The organism is Leisingera aquaemixtae (assembly GCF_006740765.1).
Classification (GTDB): Bacteria; Pseudomonadota; Alphaproteobacteria; order Rhodobacterales; family Rhodobacteraceae; genus Leisingera; species Leisingera aquaemixtae.
Genome location: NZ_CP041159.1, coordinates 48,389 through 66,814 on the forward strand (window position 1 = coordinate 48,389; position 18,426 = coordinate 66,814).

Consider the following 18,426-nt stretch of genomic DNA (forward strand, 5'->3'; position numbering starts at 1 on the left):
GCAGACAGATGGTGAAACTGATTATCGACACCGATCCGGGCATCGACGATGCGATGGCGATCTTCTATGCCGCCGCGGCGCCGGACATCGACCTCTTGGGGCTGACCACGATCTTCGGCAATGTGACCACGGCAACGGCCACCCGCAACGCGCTGCGCCTTCTGGAAGCGGCGGAACTGGACGTGCCGGTGGCCGCAGGCGCGACCGTGCCGCTGGTGCTGCCGCCGTTCAACCCCTCGTCGCATGTGCACGGCGACGAAGGCTTTGGCGACATTCCGGCGGCGGAGCCCAAGGGCAAACCGCTGGAGGAGGACGCCGCGGCATTCCTGTGCCGCATGGCGCGCGAGCACAAGGGCGAGCTGGTGGTCTGCCCGATCGGCCCGCTGACCAATATCGCCCTGGCCATGCAGCGCGACCCGGAGTTCATCCGGAACGTCAAATCCATCGTGGTGATGGGCGGCTCGCTGGAGGAGGGCGGCAATATCACGCCGCACGCAGAGGCCAATATCTATCACGACCCGCACGCCGCGGACGTGGTCTGCCAGGGCGGGGCCAAAGTGGTGTTTGTGGGTCTGGACGTCACCCACCGCATTCTTTGCCTGGCCGAGGATTTCGAGGCCATCGCGGCCAGGTCGCCGGAGCTGGGCGGCATGCTGCAGGAGATGTCTTACTTCTACCTCAAGTTCTATCACGAGGTGGCGGGCAAGAACGGCTGCTCGCTGCATGACCCGGCGGCGGTGATCGCCTGCACCCATCCGGAGCTGTTCGGGATGCGCGATGTGCCGCTTGAGGTTTCCTGCGAGGGGGAGACCTCCGGCGCCACGCTGGCCGCGCCACAGAGCGGGCGCGACCCGGTGAAGGTCTGCATGACGGTGGACGCGGAGGCGGTGAAGTCGCAGTTTCTGAAGCGGCTGGCGCTGCTGCCGTAACGGGGCGGCCGCACGTCCCGCCCGCTGCCGCGCCGGGGCCGGGCGGGCGGCTCTGACGCCGGGGTCTAGGCGCCGTTGCCGCTGCCGTTGGGCGTGCCGGGCAGGGCGGCTTCGGCCGCCAGAAGCCTGCTGAGCGTTTCCAGCGAGCCGTCGGTCACCAGCGTTGCAATCAGGTCGGCGACCTGCGCCTGGGTTCTGCCGATGGCATCGGCTGCGGCGTCAAGCTCTTCCAGGTCCTGGCCGGCAGTGCTGCAGTTCTGGCGGTGCGCGCGCTCCAGCCCTTCGGAGGCCGCATCAAAGGCTTCGCGTGCCTGGGCATAGTCCTGGGCTGCCGCGATCACGGCCCGAATGCGTTCCGCCTGCGTTTCAGGAAGGGGCGCACTGCTGGCGTTCATGTGAAAAAACCTCCAAGCGTTATCAGCAAATGGCCGGGCAGCCTGCCGCGGCTGGCGGGTCCGGCGGCCGTCTTCAGGATGGCCGGGCCGTGCTGCCCGCTGCGCCGGGCATATGGGGTGCTGAATGTCATCGCGTCCTCCGGCGCTTCGGTGCGGTAGAAATATAGTTCTATCAGCGGGCAGGTGTAAATCGGAATCTGCCGCCCGCTTTTTAAATACCTGCTCTGGATGAGTGAAGTATAGACGTATAATTCTATTTGCAGGAACTATAGTTCCGTGTATGGTTCTGGGCATGACTAGACACGAAGATAAAACGCGACTCTCTGCGGATGAGGGAGTGGAGCTTTGGCGGCAGCGCCTGCGTCAGGCGCTGGACATCCGGGGGCTGGACTATGATGAGGTGTCCGAGGCGGCGGGCAACAACCCGGAATACGTCAGCAAGGTGCTGAATGGCCGCTTCAATCCCACCGTTGCCCGGATCATCCGGATTTGCGAGGTCGCAAATATCGATATGGCTTATCTGTTCTCAGATGAGCCGAATGCGGATGACCGCAGTGTTCTGGACAAGGCAGCGGATCTTACCGAAGACGACGCGAAACTAGTTAACCGGCTCATCAGCAGCGCCCGCGCGCGCTGATTCGATCCTTTCCACAATACGTTCAAACAGGCGGGTTCCTTGGCGGGGCTTTTCCTGGTTGGCCTTGGCGACCGTGCGCAGCAGCGCTTCCAGGGTCGCCGCGGTGATTTCCTCTTTTTGCATAGTCGAGTCCAGGCCTAAAATTTATCATTTGTGATAATCGCTTTTTGCGGTATCGTAACATTTGGTTGCATACTATGCGTGTGGATTACAATATGAGAAGTGATATTCGCGGCATTCTTTTAAGGTCGTTGGATAATATCTCGGAGAGCGGCTACTCCATTGGTGTGGGCTTTGACGGGGTCGAGCCGGTGTTTGTCCACAGCACCTATGCGCAGCGCTGGGTGGACCGCTATGTCGATCAGGCCTACCTGCTTGTGGACCCGACCATCCAGTTCGGGTTGAGCAGCACCGGCTGGGTGACCTGGAACGACCTGGAGCGGCTGTTTCCGTCTTCAAAAACCTTTTTCGAGGATGCCGCAAATTACGGGCTGGTTCACGGCAACACTTTGGCGATCAGCGCTGACGGGCGGGTCTCCGTTCTCAGCTGTTCCGGCCCCAAGTGGCGGGACGAGGAACTGCGGATTGCCCGTGCGGCCCTCTATGCCTTGCATGCTTTGGAGTATGAGCCGTCGCAGTCCATCACGCTCACGGCTCCCGTTAAGGATGTGCTGCGGATGATGTGCAATGGCTGCAAAGATCAGGAAATCGCGGAGAATTTGGGCGTCAAACTGGAAACGGTCAGGGCGCGGCGGCGGACGGCGATGCAAGCTTTGGACGCAAAAACAAGCGCTCAGCTCATATCACAAGTAATAAAATTCGGACTGATCTGACACTTCAGGATTTCAAACGGCTAAGACCCTTCGATCATGGCGCTGCAATAAGGAGAGCGTCATGCATCTACATATTTTTTCTTTCGAACAGCGGTCCGGTTTTAACGCGGCGTATCAGGGCTTTCTTGCCCTGCGCAAGCAGAAGCTGGTGGATGAACTGGGCTGGGGCCTGGACCACGACGGAACCTTCGAGCAGGACCAGTACGACCGGCCGGGGGCCGTCTATTCGATTGTCACGCAGGGCAGCCGGGTTGTCGCCGGGGCGCGGGCCGCGTCCTGCGGCGGCAGCGACGGCTATTGGAGCTACATGCTGAAGGATGCCAGGGACGGCAAGATCCAGGGCATCCCGGGCGGCCTGCTGAGCGCCTACCCGGAGACCGGGCGGACCTGGGAATGCACCCGCTTTGTCATGGATGAAACCCTGGCGGACACCGCGCAGCCGTCCATCGAGACCAAGCTGGTCGTCGCGGGCCTGTGCCAGGCGGCCTTCAGCCTTGGCGCCTCGGAAATGATGTCGCTGTCGCCGCGCAGCCTGGGGCTGCTGCTGAGGCGGTTCGGGTACTCCGTGCGCAGGGAGGCGGTGCGCTATATCTGCGAGGACGACGGGCGGGAGTACCGGTCGTTTCTGATGGCCTGCGACCCAGCGGTGAACCAGGATCTGGCCGCGTTCTATCTGTCGCCAGTCTCGCAATTCGGTCCGCTGCATGAGCTGCAGGGGGCAGCGTAACGGCATCATCCGGTTCAGGCCCCCCTCACAGGGGCCTGATCACCGCCCTGTCCTGCCTGCCCGCGCAGCCGGGAGGCAGGCAGGGGACTGTCCCGCCTGGGATCAGTCCGCGTCGGCGGCGCCTTGGGCCCGCAGCCGGGCGCGCCGGGCGCGGTAGCTGGGCAGAACCACCAGGATCAGGGCCAGGCCCAGCAGGCCAAGGGTCATCGGCCGTTCCAGGATGAACCCCAGCCCGTCATAGAGCTGCATCGAGCGGGCAAAGTTGTCCTCCAGCATCCGCCCCAGGATGAACCCGATCAGCAGCGGCGCCAGCGGATAGTCCGCAAACCGCAGCACTGTCGCGCAGATCCCGAGGCCGACCAGGATCAGCAGCTCCGTGGCGTTGTTCTGGCCGATGTAGGCCCCCATCAGCGTGAAGAACAGGATGAAGGGGATCAGGTAGTTGCGCGGCACCGCCAGCACCTTGGCGATATAGGGGATCAGCGGCAGGTTCAGGATCAGGAGGATCAGGTTGCCGAGGTACATCGAGATGATCACCGCCCAGAAGATCTGCGGCTCGTCCACCATCAGCCGCGGCCCGGGCGAGACGTTTAGCGCGATCAGCGCCCCCAGCAGAATCGCGGTGGTGCCGGAGCCGGGGATGCCCAGCGTCAGGAGCGGCACAAAGGAGCCGGTGCAGGCGGCGTTGTTGGCGCTTTCCGGTGCGGCGAGGCCTTTCAGAGAGCCCTTGCCGAACTGCTCCTGCTCCTCCTTCGGGGCAATGTTGCGCTCCACCGCGTAGCCGAGGAAGGACGCGATGGTGGCGCCCGCGCCGGGCAGCACGCCGATCAGAAAACCCTGGATCGATTGGCGCCCGATCACCGGGGCGATGGCCTTGGCCTCAGCCTTGGTGATGCGCAGGTCCTTGATCTCGCTGCTGCCGCTGCCGGAGCTGGAGCGGGAGGGGTCCAGCACCAGATACATCGCTTCGGGCAGGGCGAACATCGCCATCGCCAGGGTGATGAAGCCAAAGCCCGACTGCAGGTCCATGATGCCCATGGTAAAGCGCGGCATGTTGAACAGCGCGCCTTCGCCCACCGTCGCCATGATCAGCCCCAGAAGCGTCATCAAGAGCGCCTTGCCGACCTGGCCGGATCCGGCGAAGGCGGCAATCGCCGACAGCCCCACCACCATCAGCGCGAAATACTCGGCCGAATGGAACAGCAGCGCTACGGTCGCCAGCGCCGGGGCAAAGATCATCAGCAGGACCGCCCCGATGGTGCCGCCCGAGAAGGACGCGATCGCCGCCACCGTCAGCGCCTTGCCGGCCTTGCCCTGGCGCGCCAGCGGGTAGCCGTCGAAACTGGTCGCCACGGTGGAGGCGACGCCGGGCGCGTTGATCAGGATCGAGGAGGTGGAGCCGCCGAAGATCGCGCCGTAGTAGACGCCTGCCAGCAGGATCAGCGCCGCGGAGGGGTCGCCGATGGAGATCGCCACCGGGATCATGATGGCGATAATCGACATCGGCCCCAGCCCCGGCAGCATGCCGATGAAGGTGCCGATCAGGCAGCCGCCGATGACCATCAGAAGATTGGTGAGAGAAAAGGCCGTTCCCAGCCCGGCCATGATGCCTTCGAGCATGTCAGCCTCCGTTTGTCAGAATTGCGGGCCAGGGGCTCAGGAAAATCCCAAGCACCTGCTGCACCAGATACCAGACCACGCCGGCCGCCCCGGCCGTGACCGGCAGCAGGATGTGCAGCTTGCGCTCGCCCAGCACCCAGGCGCCGGCAGTCAGAAAGCCCACGGTGGCAGGCAGGAAGCCCGCGGGCCGCAGCAGCAGCGCGTAGGCCGCCATCAGCCCCAGCAGCGCCAGCGCCTGGCCCAGCTTGTACTCCGTCAGGCGGCGGTAGTTGATGTCCATCGGCTTCGGATCGTCAGCGCCTTTTTCAAACCCCAGCAGCACAAAGAGCGCCGCCAGAACGGCCATCACTGACAGCACCTTGGGAAAGGTGCTGGGCCAGACCGGGTTGCGTTTCATGAACGGCGGCAGGGCGGCGTCCATGGTGAAGAAAGCCGCATAGCCATAGGCGAGGCAGATCATCAGGATGATCAGGGCAATCCAGCGGTCGAGTGCCATGTGCTCCTCCGGTATTGTGAAGGCATTTAAGGAAAAGGGGCGCTGCCCCCGCCGCGCGCTGCGCGGCTCCCCCGGGATATTTGCGGCCAGAAGAAGGACCGTGCTCGGCGCTTTGACCACAGGGTGCGGCGCCGGGGGACGGAACCGGCACTCTGTGAGCGGCTGTGCAGGGGCAGGCTTCTTCTGGCTGGAAATATCCTGGGGGTGCGGGGGCAAAGCCCCCGCGTACTACCCGGGATCAGAGGAAGCCGAGCTTTTTCATCAGGTCGCCGATGGCCTGTTCCTGGTCCTCCAGGAAGGCACGGAAATCATCGCCCGAATTGTGGATGTTGACCCAGCCGTTGCGGGCGCGGACCTCTTCCCATTCCGGGGTGTCGTACATCTTGGCAAGCGCGTCCTGATAGGCCGCCAGCTTGTCCTCAGGCAGGCCGGGCGCCCCGAAAAAACCGCGCCAGTTCACGAAGGTGGTGTCGAGCCCCTGTTCCTTCATCGTCGGCGCATCGGGATAGCTGTCCACGCGGGCATCGGCCGTGACGCCGATGATTTTGACTTCGCCGGCATTGGCCAGGTCGATGGCTTCGGAAAACCCGGTGCTGAGCGCGGCGATCTCGCCCGACAGCAGTGCTGCCATGGCCTTGCCGCCGGCGTCATAGGGGATGTATTTGAACGCCGTCGGGTCCTCGCCCGCGGCCTCCATCACCATGGCCGCAACCAGGTGGTCCATGCCGCCCGGCACCGAGCCGCCGCCCACCGCAGTGCCGCGCGGGTCGGCCCTGTAGGCGGCCAGCAGGTCCTCCATCGAGTTGATTGGGCTGTCCTTGCCCACCACGATGGCGGCATAGTCGCCGATGGTGCCTGCCACCAGGGTCAGATCGCGGAAGTTCTGCGGGAACACACCGGTGAGCGAACGGATCACGATCGGGGTGGAATTCACCATCAGCGTGCCGTGGTTGCTGGCGGCGTTTTCGATCAGGTAGCCGATCGCCTTGCCGCCGCCGCCGCCGGACATGTTTTCATAAGACACCTTGCCCACCAGCCTGGCCTCCGTCAGCGCTTCGCCGGTGCCGCGGGCGGTGCCATCCCAGCCGCCGCCTGCGCCGCCGGGGATCAGGAAGTGGATGCTGTCGGCCACCTGCTCGCCGGCCCAGGACGGGGTGGCGAACGCCAGTGCTGCCGCTGTTGCCGCCAGCGCTGCGCGGCGGGTCAGGGTCCATTTGTTCATGTTGTCCTCCCATTTGACAAATCGCGGTCAAGCCGCTCATGACTGAAGGAAGCACAGCAAGCTGACACAAACCTGTCACGGGGCCGCCAAGGCCCGATTGGGAAGGAGCGGCGCCGATGCGCTTCCTGCTGGTTGAAGACAACGAAAGCCTGGCAAAGGCGGTTCTGGACCGGCTGCGGCTGGACGGGCATGTTGTGGACCACGCGCCGGATGTGAGCACCGCCTCTGCATTTTCCGGCACGACGGATTACGATCTGATTTTACTGGATATTATGCTGCCAGATGGGGACGGGCGCAGCTTCCTGAAGGCGCATCGGGAGAACCGCAAGGAAACCCCCGTCATCGTGCTGACGGCCCGCTCGGAGGTGTCTGACCGGGTTGGGATGCTGGACCTTGGCGCCGACGATTACATCACCAAGCCGTTTGATTTTTCCGAGCTTGAGGCGCGCTGCCGGGCGGTGCTGCGGCGGCGCGGCGGCGGCAGTTCCAACCTGCGGCGATTCGGAAACCTGCAGTTCGATCCGATGGCGGGAACCCTGTCCGCTGGCGGCAGGACCGTGGCACTGCGCAACCGGGAATTGCGGCTGCTGGAGGTGTTTCTGAACGCGCCGGACCGGATTTTTTCCAAACCGAATCTGGTCGACCGGCTGTTTTCCTATGACGAGGAGGGATCGGAAAACGCCATCGAGGTCTATGTCGCGCGGCTGCGCAAGCATCTGGCCGGCTCCGGCGTGCAGATCACCACGGTGCGTGGCCTGGGCTACCGGCTGAGCCTGGAATGAACGCAGCGGTCAATGTCAGCGGCTCCCTCCGCCGCCGCCTGCTGCTGCAGCTGGTGGGCAGCGCAGCGCTGCTGGCGGCGGTGCTGTTCTTCGCGGTGCTGGGGTTTGTCCGCACGGTTGCGGAGGAAAGCCACGACAGGATCCTGCTGGCCTCGGCAACCTCGATACTGGACTCCGTGTCGGTGCAGGCGGGGGAGATCACCGCCGACATCCCCTATGCCGCCCTGTCGATGCTGGGCAATGTCAGCGATGACCGGGTGTTTTACCGGATCGCAAGCCCCGCCGGGGTGCTGACCGGATATGCCGATCTGCCGGTGGCGGAAGAGCCGGTGCAGCCGCGGCAGCCGCTGTTCGAAACTGCCGCGTACAAGGGGGAGACGATCCGGGCGGTGACCGTGTCGCGCCGCCTGGCGGCGCAGGGCGCGCCGGTGGCGGTGCAGGTGTCGGTGGCCCAGACCCGCACCGGCCAGGCGGCCTTGCTGGAACAGCTGTTCAGGTCCGCGCTGTTTCTGGGGGTGGGCTTTTTCGTGCTGGCCTCGGGCCTGGCGGTGTGGGCCGCCCAGTCCAGCATCACCCCGCTGCGCTCGCTGACCGAGGCGATCTCGCGGCGCGGCCCCAAGGATCTGCGCCCGGTCACCCGCCCGGTCCCCGCCGAGATGTCGCCGCTGGTCTTGTCGCTCAACAGCTTCATCCGCCGCTTGCAGGCCTCGCTGGCCCGGTCCGAGGATTTCATCGCCGAGGCCGCGCACCGGGTGCGCACGCCGCTGGCGACGGTGCGCGCCCAGGCTGAGGTCACCCTGATGCGGGTGGAGAATGAAGACAACCGGGCCAGCCTGCGCGAGATGATCCGCGCCATCGACGAAAGCTCCCGCGCGGCGGGGCAGCTTTTGGATCACGCGATGGTGTCGTTTCGCACCGACAGCCTGGAGCGGCAGGAGGTCAACCTGACCGCGCTGGCCCGCGATCTGGCCGAGCGGCTGCAGCCGGTGGCGGAGCTGAAGGACATCGGCCTGCATTTCCAAAGCGATGGCGATGTCAGCATCAAGGGCGATGCCATCCTGCTGCAAAACGCGGTGCGCAACATTCTGGACAATGCCATCAAGTATTCGGGACGCGACAGGACGGTGCGGGTGCGCACGGTCCGCAATGGCGGCTGGGGCAATATCGAAGTGGAGGATGAGGCCGGCGGCTTTGCGGGCGAAGACACCGAGGCCCTGACCCGACGGTTCGTCCGCGGCGCCAATGCGGGGGAGACCATCGGCTCGGGGCTGGGGCTGACCATTGCCCGCGAGGTGGCCGAGGCCCACGGCGGCCGCCTGATTATCGAAAACAGCCAGACAGGAGCAGGCGCATGCGTCACGCTTTGTTTTCCGCTCTGCTGACCATACTGGCCCTCGCGGCGGCAGCGGCAGCCGGGTTCGAGGTGGAGGAACGGCATTGGATCGGCCCCGAGGACGGCACCCCGCTGCGGGTGATCTCGACCACGGACACGGCCATACTGGAGCCGCTGATCGGCAGCTTTCTGGAGGAGCATCCGGAGGCGGCGATCGAATACACTGTGGCCAACAGCAGCGAGGTGATGAAGGCGGTGCTGGAGGGGCAGGAGCCGTTCGACGTGGCCCTGTCTTCGGCCATGGACTTGCAGACCAAGCTGGCCAATGACGGGTTCACCCGCCCGCACCGCTCAGCGGCGACTGCGCTGATCCCGGAATGGGGCGAGTGGCGCAACCATGTGTTCGCCTTTTCCCTGGAGCCCGCCTCCATCGTCGTGTCGGCGGCGGCGTTTTCGGGCGGCGAAGCCTTGCGCACGCGGCAGGACCTGATTTCGCTCTTGCGCGCGCAGCCGGAGCGGTTCCGCGGCAAGGTGGGCACCTATGATGTCTCGCTGAGCGGGCTGGGGTATCTCTTTGCGACCCAGGATGCGCGCACGTCGGAAACCTACTGGCGGCTGATGGAGGTCATCGGCAGCCTGGATCCGCAGCTGTTCTGCTGTTCCTCCAGCATGATCGAAAGCGTCGCGTCCGGGGAGATCCTGGTGGCCTATAACGTTCTGGGCAGTTACGCGCGGGCCCGGCGGGATCTGGCGGACAAGATCATCGTGATCGACCCCGAGGATTACACCCATCTGATGATGCGCTCTGCCGTGCTGCTGAAGGGCGGGCGGCAGCCCGGTCTGGCGCGCAGCTTTGCCGACCATCTGGCTGCCGCGGCCTGGTCGCAGCCGCCAGCGGCCAACTATCCGTTCGCGCAGCCGCCGGTTGCCTTTGTGGACAGCGCCAGCCCGAAACGGCCGATTCAGCTGGGGCCGGGCCTGCTGGTCTATCTGGACGCCGAGAAGCGCCGCCGCTTCATGGCAGAATGGTTCAGCGCCGTGCGCAAGCAATAACGCGGTTCCGCGGATGATCCGCCGGCGCCGGGGCTGAGCCGTGGGGGCGAGGGCCGCCGGTGGCGCAAAGACAGCCCCTGCTATACCCCCGGCTGCGCTGCGGCGGCTTTCTGTGCCTGCAGGCCGGTTGCGAACTCCATGAAGGCCCGGATCACCTTCACGTCGCGCCGCTGGGTCAGGTAGACTAGGCTTTCGCTCATCTCCAGACCAGCCCCCTGCAGCCGGTATTGCACCAGGCGGCTGTCATGGCCGAACTCTGCCGCCGACACGAAGCCGACGCCCGCGCCTGAGGCGGCAAGCTCCCGCACCGCCTCGCGCCCTTCGGCGACAATTGCGGGCTTCAGCGTGATCCCTTGCGCGCGGGCGGCCGCTTCGACCTTTTCGCGGGTTTTCGATCCGTCTTCGCGGAACACCAGCGGCAGGTGCGCCAGCTCCCTGAACGTCAGCGTCCGTTGCGAGGCCGGCAGCAGGCCGCGCGCGGCAAAGGCGGTGATCGCGGTCGCGCCGAGGTTCAGAACGCTCATGTCCTTGCCCGGGGTGAGGCTGCCCACGACGCCGATTTCGGCGTTGTAGGCCCGCAGTTCATCCAGGATGGCGCCGGTGTTCCCGGCCCGCAGCGAAATGGTGATATTCGGGTACCGCTGCTGAAACGGCCCCAGAAAGCCGGTCAGATGCTGCGCGGAATCGGCGATGATCCGCAGCTCGCCCCCGGCCGCAGCGCCGCTCTCGGACAGGTGGTCGGCGATCTGGCTCTCGACCTCGAAATAATGCTTCGTCAGCTGCAGCAGCCTGTCGCCCGCGCCAGTCAGGATGACCCGCTTCTTCTCGCGGTGAAACAGCAGCACATCATGGTCCTGCTCCAGCTTCCGCACCTGTTCCGAGACCGCGGGCTGGGTGAGGCTCAGGGCCTCTGCCGCGCGGGAGAAACCGCCGAGGAGGGCGACATGGTGGAAGGCCTTGAGCTGGGAATGGCGCATGGCGGGGCCCTGTTTTTCCATAGGCTGAGCCTATGAGTGGATCGTTTTTTGCAATTTTACATATGGAAATCCCGGCGGCAATGATGCGGGCAACCTGCGTTGGGAGATTGCAGATGAGTGTTTCGACGGACCCGCTTGAACCGCCCCGGCTGGGCGAGCCCTATTTGCTGACGCCGGGGCCGCTGACCACGTCCTTTGCGGTGAAACAGGCGATGCTGCGGGACTGGGGCAGCTGGGACGATGATTTCCGCGCCATGACCCGCGAGATCCGCCGCCGCCTGCTGGCGCTGCTGGGCGCAGGCGCGGAAGCGTTCGACTGCGTGCCGATGCAGGGTTCGGGCAGTTTCGCGGTGGAGGCGATGCTGGGCTCGTTCATTCCCCGCGATGGCAAGGCGCTGGTGCTGGCCAACGGCGCCTACGGCCAGCGCGCGGCGCAGACGCTTCGGTATCTGGGCCGCGATCATGCGGTGCTGGACAAGGGCGACTACCTGCCGCCGCGCGGCGCGGAGGTGGCGCAGATCCTGGCGCAGGACCCCGCAATCACCCATGTGGTGGCGGTCCATTGCGAGACCTCCTCGGGCATTTTGAACCCGGTCGCAGAGATTTCGGAGGCCGTCTATGCGGCGGGGCGCAAGCTGCTGATAGATTCGATGTCGGCCTTCGGCGCGATCGGGCTGGAGCCTGCGCAGATCCGGTTTGAGGCGATGGTGTCCTCGGCCAACAAGTGCATCGAAGGGGTGCCCGGCTTTGGCTTTGTCCTGGCCCGCAAGGCGGAAATCGAGGCCGCCGAGGGTAACAGCCATTCGCTGTCCCTGGATGTGCATGCGCAATGGGCCGCGCTGGAGACAACCGGCCAGTGGCGGTTCACGCCGCCGACGCATGTTGCGGCCTCCTTCCTGGAGGCGCTGCGCGCGCATGAAGCGGAGGGCGGGGTGGCGGCGCGCGGCGCGCGTTATGCCAGGAACCGCGATGTGGTGGTGGCGGGGATGCGGCAGCTGGGGTTTGAGACCCTGCTGGACAGCCGCTGGCTGAGCCCCATCATCGTCACATTCTTTTGCCCTGCGGACCGTAACTTCGAGTTCAGCCGCTTTTACGATCTGATGAAGGCGAAGGGCTTTATCCTCTACCCGGGCAAGCTGACGGTGGTGGACAGCTTCCGCATCGGCTGCATCGGGCAGATGGACGAACATGTGATGCGGCGGGTTGTGGCCGCCGCCAAGGAAACCCTGGCCGAAATGGGGGTCGCCAGCGCGGCGCCGCCCGCTGCGGCCCTGAAAGAACGCGCCAAGCTGGCCGCCTGAGACACAAAGGACTTCAAGATATGACCACTGGAACCCCCTTCACCGGGCCTGTCACCGCCAACGGGCGCAGCTATCCGGCGCCCAAGGTTCCGGCGATTGCCATTTGCCTGGACGGCTGCGAGCCGGAGTACCTGGAGACGGCCATCGCCAAGGGGCTGATGCCAACGCTGAAGCGGATCCGCGAGACCGGCACGGACCGGCTGGCGCATTCGGTGATCCCGTCCTTCACAAATCCCAACAACCTCAGCATCGCGACGGGCCGGCCGCCCGCGGTGCACGGGATCTGCGGCAACTACCTGATCGACCCGGACACAGGCGAGGAGGTGATGATGAACGACGTGCGGTTTTTGCGCGCGCCCACCATCTTCTCGCAATTCTACGAGGCGGGCTGCCGGGTTGCCGTGGTCACCGCCAAGGACAAGCTGCGGGCGCTTTTGGGGGCGGGCCTCAGGTTCGACGAGAACCGGGCGGTCGCGTTCTCCTCGGAGCGGTCGGGGGAGACCACCAAGGCGGAGCACGGCATTGATAACGCCAGCGCATGGCTCGGCATGGCGGTGCCGGAGGTCTATTCGGCGGAGCTGAGCGAGTTCGTCTTTGCCGCCGGGGTAAAGCTGTTGCAGGAGTTCCGGCCGGACGTGATGTATCTGTCGACCACAGATTACATCCAGCACAAGTTCGCGCCGGACCAGCAGGGCGCGCTGGACTTTTATGCGATGTTCGACAGGTATCTGGCGCAACTGGATGAAACGGGCGCGGCCATCGTGGTGACTGCCGATCACGGCATGAAGCCCAAGCACCACGCCGACGGGTCGCCCAATGTGGTTTACCTGCAGGATTATCTGGATGAAAGCCTGGGCGCGGGAAAGGCCCGGGTGATCCTGCCGATTACCGATCCTTATGTCGTCCACCACGGCGCGCTGGGGTCTTTCGCAACTGTCTACCTGCCCGATGGCGTTGAGATGCGCGGGATCATCGCGCAGATTGAGGGCCTGGACGGGATCACCCATGTCTTGGATCAGGATGAGGCCGTGCGCCGCTTTGAGCTGCCAAAGGACCGGATCGGCCATCTGGTGGTGATCTCCGGCGAGAACGTCACCATTGGCACTTCGGCCCACCGCCATGATCTGGCCGCGCTGAAGGAGCCGTTGCGCAGCCATGGCGGGCTGACGGAACAGGAGGTGCCCTTTATCGTGAACCGGGTTCTGGATCTGCCGGAGCAGCCTGAGGCTTTGCGCAACTTTGACGCTTTCTTCTACGCCTGCACCGCGGCGGCGCTGTGAACCAACGGGGGACGCTATGACCAGTATCGAAATCCGCAACGAGGGCATGCGCATCGGCGGCGAGGCCGTTTTTACCGAAGCAAGCGTGCCGGTCCACTACCCCTACACCGGCGAGGTGGTCGGCACCGTGCCCGCGGGGCAGGCAGAGCACGCCCGCATGGCGTTTGAGATTGCGGCGAACTACAGGCCCAGGCTCACCCGCTATGAGCGCAGCCAAATCCTGCAGCGGGCCGGGGAGCTGATCGGCGAGAAGCGCGGCTGGCTGGCCGAATGGCTGGTGCTGGAGCTGGGCATCAGCCGCCAGCATGCGATCTATGAGACCAAGCGGGCACAGGACGTCTTTCAGTTCGCCGCGGCGGAGGCGCTGAAGGATGATGGCGAGATCTTCTCCTGCGACCTGACCCACAACGGCAAGGCGCGCAAGATCTTCACCAAGCGCGAGCCGGTCAAGGCGATCTCGGCCATTACCCCGTTCAACCACCCTCTGAACATGGTCAGCCACAAGGTCGCGCCGGCGATTGCCACCAATAACTGCATGGTCTGCAAGCCGACGGAGCTGACGCCGCTGACCTGCATCGCGCTGGCCGATATCCTCTATGTGGCGGGGCTGCCGCCGGAGATGTTCCAGGTGGTGACCGGCTGGCCGCAGGACATCGGTGATGAGATGATCACCAATGACAACATCGACATCATCACCTTCACCGGCGGCGTGCCGGTGGGCAAGATGATCGCCGAGAAGGGCGTCTATAGGCGCCAGGCGCTGGAGCTGGGGGGCAACGACCCGTTGATCGTGCTGAATGACCTGTCCGATGATGATCTGGACAAGGCCGCCGCCATCGCCGTCGCCGGGGCCACCGGCAATTCCGGCCAGCGCTGCACGGCCATCAAGCGCATCCTGGTGCAGGAAAGCGTTGCGGACCGCTTCGTGCCGCTGGTGCTGGAAAAGGCGCGGAAGATCAGGTTTGGCGATCCGCAGGATCCTGAAACGGAACTGGGCTGCGTGATCCATGAGCAGGCGGCCGAACTGTTCGAGAACCGGGTTTTGCAGGCGGAACGGGAGGGCGCCGAAATCCTCTATCACCCCGGTCGTCAGGGGGCGCTGCTGCCGCCGATCGTCGTGGACAAGGTGCCGCACGGCAGCGAGCTGGTGATGGAGGAGACCTTTGGCCCGATCATCCCGATCGTGCGGGTGCCGGATGATGACGCAGAGGTGATGCGGATCTCGAACTCCACCCAGTTCGGCCTGTCATCGGGCGTCTGCACCAACGATCTGAACCGGGCGATTGCCTATATCAACGGGCTGGACGTCGGCACCTGCAACATCTGGGAGCAGCCCGGCTACCGCATCGAAATGTCCCCGTTCGGCGGCATCAAGGACAGCGGCAACGGGGTCAAGGAAGGGGTCATCGAAGCGATGAAGTTCTTCACCAATGTGAAGACCTATTCGCTGCCCTGGCCGGACTGACCCCCGGCCCGGGCGGGGCCCGCCCCGCGCCTGCGCTCAAAGCCTGTCCAGCACCTTCTGCGCGCTGTCCAGGTATTCCTGCTGCCGCGGCCCGGACATCCTGTCCCAGGTGCTGTAGGCCCGTTTCAGGCGCGGATTGTTGCGCAGCTTGTCCCGGTTGCGCACCAGGAAATCCCAGTACAGCGGGTTGAACGGGCAGGCCTCCTCGCCGGTCTTCTTGGTCACGCTGTAGCGGCAGCCTGCGCAATGGTCGGACATCTTGTTGATGTAATTGCCGCTGGCGGCATAGGGTTTCGACCCCAGCAGGCCGCCGTCGGCATACTGGCTCATGCCGATCACATTGGGGGCTTCCACCCATTCATAGGCGTCGGCGTAGACCGCCAGATACCATTCATGCACCTGATGCGGATCGACGCCCGCCAGCATGGCGAAATTCCCCGTCACCATCAGCCGCTGGATGTGATGGGCATAGGCCTCGTCGCGGGTTTGGCTGACCGCAGCCGCCACGCAGGCCATGTCCGTGTCAGCCGTCCAGTAGAAGCCGGGCAGGGGACGGATGGCCTCCAGAAAGTTTTTCCCGGTATAGCCCGGCATGTTGCGCCAGTAGATCCCGCGCACGTATTCGCGCCAGCCGATGATCTGGCGGATGAACCCCTCGGCCGCGTTGAGGGGGGCATCGCCCGCGTAATAGGCCCGCTCCACCCGGCGGCAGACCTCCAGCGGCTCCAGCAGACCCGCATTGATGTACTGCGACAGGACGGAGTGGTAGAGAAACTTCTCCCCCTCCAGCATCGCATCCTGATAATCGCCGAAGTTCGGCAGCGCCTCCTCGGCGAAGCGCTCCAGGGCCGCCAGCGCATCCTCGCGGGTCACTGCGAACCAGAACGGGCGCAGGGTGCCGAAGTTGCCGCCGAACTGCGCCTCGACCAGATCCAGAACCTCCTCGGTGATCTCATCGGGGCTGGTTTCCGGCGGCTTAGGCAGCGTCAGGCCGTCCTCAGCGGGCTTGCGGTTTTCTTGATCGAAGTTCCATTTGCCGCCCTCCGGCTCATCGCCGTCCATCAGCAGCTCGGTTTCACGGCGCATCTCGCGGTAGAAATACTCCATCCGCAGCTGCTTGCGGCCCTCGGCCCATTCGCCAAACCGCTCATGGGAACACAGAAACCGGCTGTCCTGCAGTATATCCAAGGGAATATCCGCCGCCTCCGCCCAGTCCTCAAAGGCAGATTTCAGCCGGTATTCGCCGGGTTCGGTCACAACCGCGCGGGCAACCGGATGCGTCTCGCGCAGCCTGTCGGCCTCGCCGGTCAGGCTGCCGGTGTTGTCCGGGTCGTCCAGCCGCACGTAATGCACCTGCCAGCCGTCCTCCTTGAGTGCCTTGGCGAAATGGCGCATTGCCGAAAACAGGAACGCGATCTTCTTCTTGTGGTGCCGGACATAACCGGCTTCCTCCGCAACTTCCGCCATCAGGACGATATCGCGGTCAGGGTCTGCGTCCTTGAGCGCGGCAATGTTGCGGTTGAGCTGATCGCCCAGAATGAGGATGAGGCTGCGGCCGGCGGGCTGATCGTCAGAGGCGGTCATCGGGTGTCACCGCCGGGGCTTAGCTGGCAGGCCGCATGGTGGCGACCAGCTCCGCGGCCTTGAGGCCGAATTTGCGCATCTCCGATTTGTTCATGATCACCCCGTTTGCGGTGAGATACAGCCAGTCGGTGGCCTGCAGCGTGTGCCCGCCTGCGCTTTCGGGCAGGATGATCTCGTAGGTCAGCTGCACGGTGGAGCCGGACACGATGCCCTTGGCCTCTCCGGCAAGGTCATCGGCTGTGGCGGTGAACGTGTTGCCGGGCCCAAGGGTGAGAAACCATTTCCGGCTTTGGGTAACGCCGTTGGAATAGGTGAACTCTTCGCTCAGCGTGCCGGTGTCGCCGTCCCATTCGCCCACCATCCTGGCGGTGAAGCTGTTGGCCATCTTGCCGGTGGGGCCGAAAATCACCCCTTCCGACAGGATCTCGCCAGAGAGGTGCTTGGTCAGGATGAACTGCGGGCCGGTGTCCGCGTAATCCTCCGGGGACTGGAAGCGGAAGCTGAACAAGTAGGTTTTTGCAATCATCGCAAGCACGATGAGGGCGAGGGCGAGGGTCAGGAGTTTCATGCGGTTGCTCTTTCTGATGGCAGGGTCAGGGCAAAGGCGAAGGCGGCGGTTTTCAGAACGCAGGGCAGGACGGCATAGGCCAGGGCCAGCGCGCTCAGCGCCTGCGGGCTGTTGTCCGCCCCGGGCTGGAAGCCCTGCTGTTCCAGCAGCGGCAGCGCCAGGGCGGCGGCCAGCGCCAGCGCCAGCTTGCCGGCAAAGGACCAGATCCCGAAGGCGGCGGAGGCGTTGAGGCCCGCGCGGGTCAGCGCGACGCTGAACATGGCGGGCAGCAGCACCATGTCAGCGCCCAGGGTGGCGCCCGACACCGCGCAGATCACCGCAAAGCCCAGCAGGCTGCCCGGCCCCAGAAAGGCTGCGCCGGCAAAGCTGGCAATGGCCAGCGGCATGGCGATCAGCAAGGTCTGTTTCGCCCCGATCCGCTGGCTGAGGCGCGCCCACAGCGGCACGCTGAGCCCGGCGCAGAGGAAAAACAGCACCAGCAGCGGCCCTGCATAAGCGGGCAGGTTCAGCCGGTCCTCGACAAAGAACAGGAACAGGGTGGAGGTCAGCGCCACCGGCAGGCTGTTGAGCACCGCCAGCGCCAGCAGGCGCACCGCGCCGGCCTGGGTCAGCGCCATCGCCGACAGCGGCTGGCCGGTGACGGCCGGGCGGCTCCACATGGGCCGGGTGGCCGCCGCGGTCAGCAGGGCAAAGCCGCCCAGGGTCAGGCCAAAGGCGGCATAGCCCTGTCCTGCGGCTCCGAGCGCCACAAGAACCGCCGGCGCGATGGCGGCAAAGATCACACCGCTCAGCATTCCCGCCTCGCGGAAGGCGGCCAGCGTCATCAGCTCGCGCGGGGTGGAGTGTTTGGCCAGCGTGGCACTGCGGCCATACAGCAGGATCATGCCAAGGCTGTAGGCCGAGAACAGCAAGAGCAGGATCAAGACCAGCTTAGGCACCACCAGCGGGCCCGCTGTCAGGCCAAACAGCAGCGGAAAGCCGACGGCCAGACCGCCTGCCGCCGCCAGCGCAAACCAAAGCTGCGCCCCGGGCCAGCGGTCAATGGCCCAGCCGATCAGCGGGTCCTGAACCAGATCGAACAGGCGGATCGCCAAGAGGATGCCGCCAAGCGCCCCCAGCCCGATCCCCAATGTCACCGAGGCAAACTGCGGCAGGTGAATATAAAGCGGGATCCCCGCCGAGGCGAGCATCATCGCATAGAGGCTGACGCGCGGATACAGCATC

19 protein-coding genes are annotated in these 18,426 nt (G+C 65.0%); 10 read left to right on the forward strand and 9 right to left on the reverse strand.

Annotated elements, in window-relative coordinates; all coding sequences use genetic code 11:
- The first annotated feature begins 8 nt into the window (after window positions 1-8).
- Complete coding sequence (locus R2C4_RS02080) at window positions 9-929, forward strand: nucleoside hydrolase (RefSeq protein ID WP_141889382.1); 921 nt, start codon at window positions 9-11, stop codon at window positions 927-929.
- Between the two features lie 65 nt (window positions 930-994).
- Here R2C4_RS02080 and R2C4_RS02085 read toward each other — a convergent pair whose 3' ends face one another.
- Window positions 995-1,324, reverse strand: coding sequence for a hypothetical protein (locus tag R2C4_RS02085; protein ID WP_141889383.1), 330 nt, complete (start codon window positions 1,322-1,324; stop codon window positions 995-997).
- A gap of 292 nt (window positions 1,325-1,616) precedes the next feature.
- Here R2C4_RS02085 and R2C4_RS02090 point away from each other — a divergent pair, with 292 nt between their 5' ends.
- Complete coding sequence (locus R2C4_RS02090; RefSeq protein WP_058286413.1) at window positions 1,617-1,961, forward strand: helix-turn-helix domain-containing protein; 345 nt, start codon at window positions 1,617-1,619, stop codon at window positions 1,959-1,961.
- On the opposite strand, the gene R2C4_RS21165 is transcribed toward R2C4_RS02090, so the two are convergent.
- Window positions 1,923-2,084 carry a hypothetical protein gene (locus R2C4_RS21165; RefSeq protein ID WP_158509262.1) on the reverse strand — a complete coding sequence of 54 codons (162 nt, stop codon included), beginning with the start codon at window positions 2,082-2,084 and terminating at the stop codon, window positions 1,923-1,925. The two genes, R2C4_RS02090 and R2C4_RS21165, sit on opposite strands and share 39 nt — an antisense overlap.
- 74 nt (window positions 2,085-2,158) lie before the next feature.
- Here R2C4_RS21165 and R2C4_RS02095 point away from each other — a divergent pair, with 74 nt between their 5' ends.
- Together R2C4_RS02095 and R2C4_RS02100 are read left to right on the forward strand one after the other, a co-directional pair.
- Window positions 2,159-2,794, forward strand: coding sequence for a helix-turn-helix transcriptional regulator (locus R2C4_RS02095; protein WP_082649529.1), 636 nt, complete (start codon window positions 2,159-2,161; stop codon window positions 2,792-2,794).
- Between the two features lie 61 nt (window positions 2,795-2,855).
- A complete protein-coding gene (locus R2C4_RS02100) occupies window positions 2,856-3,521 on the forward strand; it encodes an acyl-homoserine-lactone synthase (RefSeq protein WP_141889384.1) in 666 nt (221 codons plus the stop codon).
- A gap of 102 nt (window positions 3,522-3,623) precedes the next feature.
- Here the strand turns inward: R2C4_RS02100 and R2C4_RS02105 are convergent, their stop codons facing one another.
- From R2C4_RS02105 to R2C4_RS02115, 3 genes are all read right to left on the reverse strand, one after another.
- Window positions 3,624-5,141: a tripartite tricarboxylate transporter permease gene (locus R2C4_RS02105; RefSeq protein WP_141889385.1), complete on the reverse strand. Its 1,518-nt coding sequence runs from the start codon at window positions 5,139-5,141 to the stop codon at window positions 3,624-3,626.
- 1 nt (window position 5,142) lies between these two features.
- The gene (locus R2C4_RS02110; protein ID WP_141889386.1) at window positions 5,143-5,637 is read right to left on the reverse strand and encodes a tripartite tricarboxylate transporter TctB family protein; all 495 of its coding nucleotides are present in this window, start codon (window positions 5,635-5,637) and stop codon (window positions 5,143-5,145) included.
- A 238-nt stretch (window positions 5,638-5,875) separates the two neighbouring features.
- Entirely contained in the window at window positions 5,876-6,859 is a 984-nt protein-coding gene (locus R2C4_RS02115) for a tripartite tricarboxylate transporter substrate binding protein (RefSeq protein ID WP_141889387.1), read from the reverse strand.
- A 116-nt stretch (window positions 6,860-6,975) separates the two neighbouring features.
- Between R2C4_RS02115 and R2C4_RS02120 the strand changes: the two genes are divergently transcribed.
- From R2C4_RS02120 to R2C4_RS02130, 3 genes are read left to right on the forward strand one after another with little or no spacing between them, the layout of a single operon-like run.
- Window positions 6,976-7,641, forward strand: a complete 666-nt coding sequence (locus R2C4_RS02120) for a response regulator transcription factor (RefSeq protein WP_058286260.1) — start codon at window positions 6,976-6,978, stop codon at window positions 7,639-7,641.
- Window positions 7,638-9,023 carry a sensor histidine kinase gene (locus R2C4_RS02125; protein ID WP_141889388.1) on the forward strand — a complete coding sequence of 462 codons (1,386 nt, stop codon included), beginning with the start codon at window positions 7,638-7,640 and terminating at the stop codon, window positions 9,021-9,023. Before R2C4_RS02120 ends, R2C4_RS02125 begins: the two co-directional genes overlap by 4 nt.
- Window positions 8,993-10,027 carry an ABC transporter substrate-binding protein gene (locus R2C4_RS02130; RefSeq protein WP_141889389.1) on the forward strand — a complete coding sequence of 345 codons (1,035 nt, stop codon included), beginning with the start codon at window positions 8,993-8,995 and terminating at the stop codon, window positions 10,025-10,027. Before R2C4_RS02125 ends, R2C4_RS02130 begins: the two co-directional genes overlap by 31 nt.
- Window positions 10,028-10,107: 80 nt before the next feature.
- Here the strand turns inward: R2C4_RS02130 and R2C4_RS02135 are convergent, their stop codons facing one another.
- On the reverse strand, window positions 10,108-11,004 hold the full coding sequence (locus R2C4_RS02135; RefSeq protein ID WP_141889390.1) for a LysR substrate-binding domain-containing protein: 897 nt from the start codon (window positions 11,002-11,004) through the stop codon (window positions 10,108-10,110).
- A 113-nt stretch (window positions 11,005-11,117) separates the two neighbouring features.
- On the opposite strand from R2C4_RS02135, the gene R2C4_RS02140 reads away from it, so the two are divergent.
- The 3 genes from R2C4_RS02140 to phnY are packed head-to-tail and all read left to right on the forward strand — an operon-like array spanning window position 11,118 to window position 15,050.
- Entirely contained in the window at window positions 11,118-12,305 is a 1,188-nt protein-coding gene (locus R2C4_RS02140; protein WP_141889391.1) for a 2-aminoethylphosphonate--pyruvate transaminase, read from the forward strand.
- A 20-nt stretch (window positions 12,306-12,325) separates the two neighbouring features.
- The gene (gene phnA / locus R2C4_RS02145; RefSeq protein WP_141889392.1) at window positions 12,326-13,585 is read left to right on the forward strand and encodes a phosphonoacetate hydrolase; all 1,260 of its coding nucleotides are present in this window, start codon (window positions 12,326-12,328) and stop codon (window positions 13,583-13,585) included.
- A gap of 16 nt (window positions 13,586-13,601) precedes the next feature.
- Entirely contained in the window at window positions 13,602-15,050 is a 1,449-nt protein-coding gene (gene phnY, locus R2C4_RS02150) for a phosphonoacetaldehyde dehydrogenase (RefSeq protein ID WP_141889393.1), read from the forward strand.
- Window positions 15,051-15,086: 36 nt separating this feature from the next.
- Here the strand turns inward: phnY and R2C4_RS02155 are convergent, their stop codons facing one another.
- The 3 genes from R2C4_RS02155 to R2C4_RS02165 are packed head-to-tail and all read right to left on the reverse strand — an operon-like array spanning window position 15,087 to window position 18,425.
- Window positions 15,087-16,634 carry a cryptochrome/photolyase family protein gene (locus tag R2C4_RS02155; RefSeq protein WP_141889394.1) on the reverse strand — a complete coding sequence of 516 codons (1,548 nt, stop codon included), beginning with the start codon at window positions 16,632-16,634 and terminating at the stop codon, window positions 15,087-15,089.
- Window positions 16,635-16,653: 19 nt separating this feature from the next.
- Complete coding sequence (locus tag R2C4_RS02160) at window positions 16,654-17,202, reverse strand: DUF3833 family protein (RefSeq protein ID WP_141889395.1); 549 nt, start codon at window positions 17,200-17,202, stop codon at window positions 16,654-16,656.
- Complete coding sequence (locus R2C4_RS02165; protein ID WP_141889396.1) at window positions 17,199-18,425, reverse strand: MFS transporter; 1,227 nt, start codon at window positions 18,423-18,425, stop codon at window positions 17,199-17,201. Before R2C4_RS02165 ends, R2C4_RS02160 begins: the two co-directional genes overlap by 4 nt.
- Between the last annotated feature and the right edge of the window lies 1 nt (window position 18,426).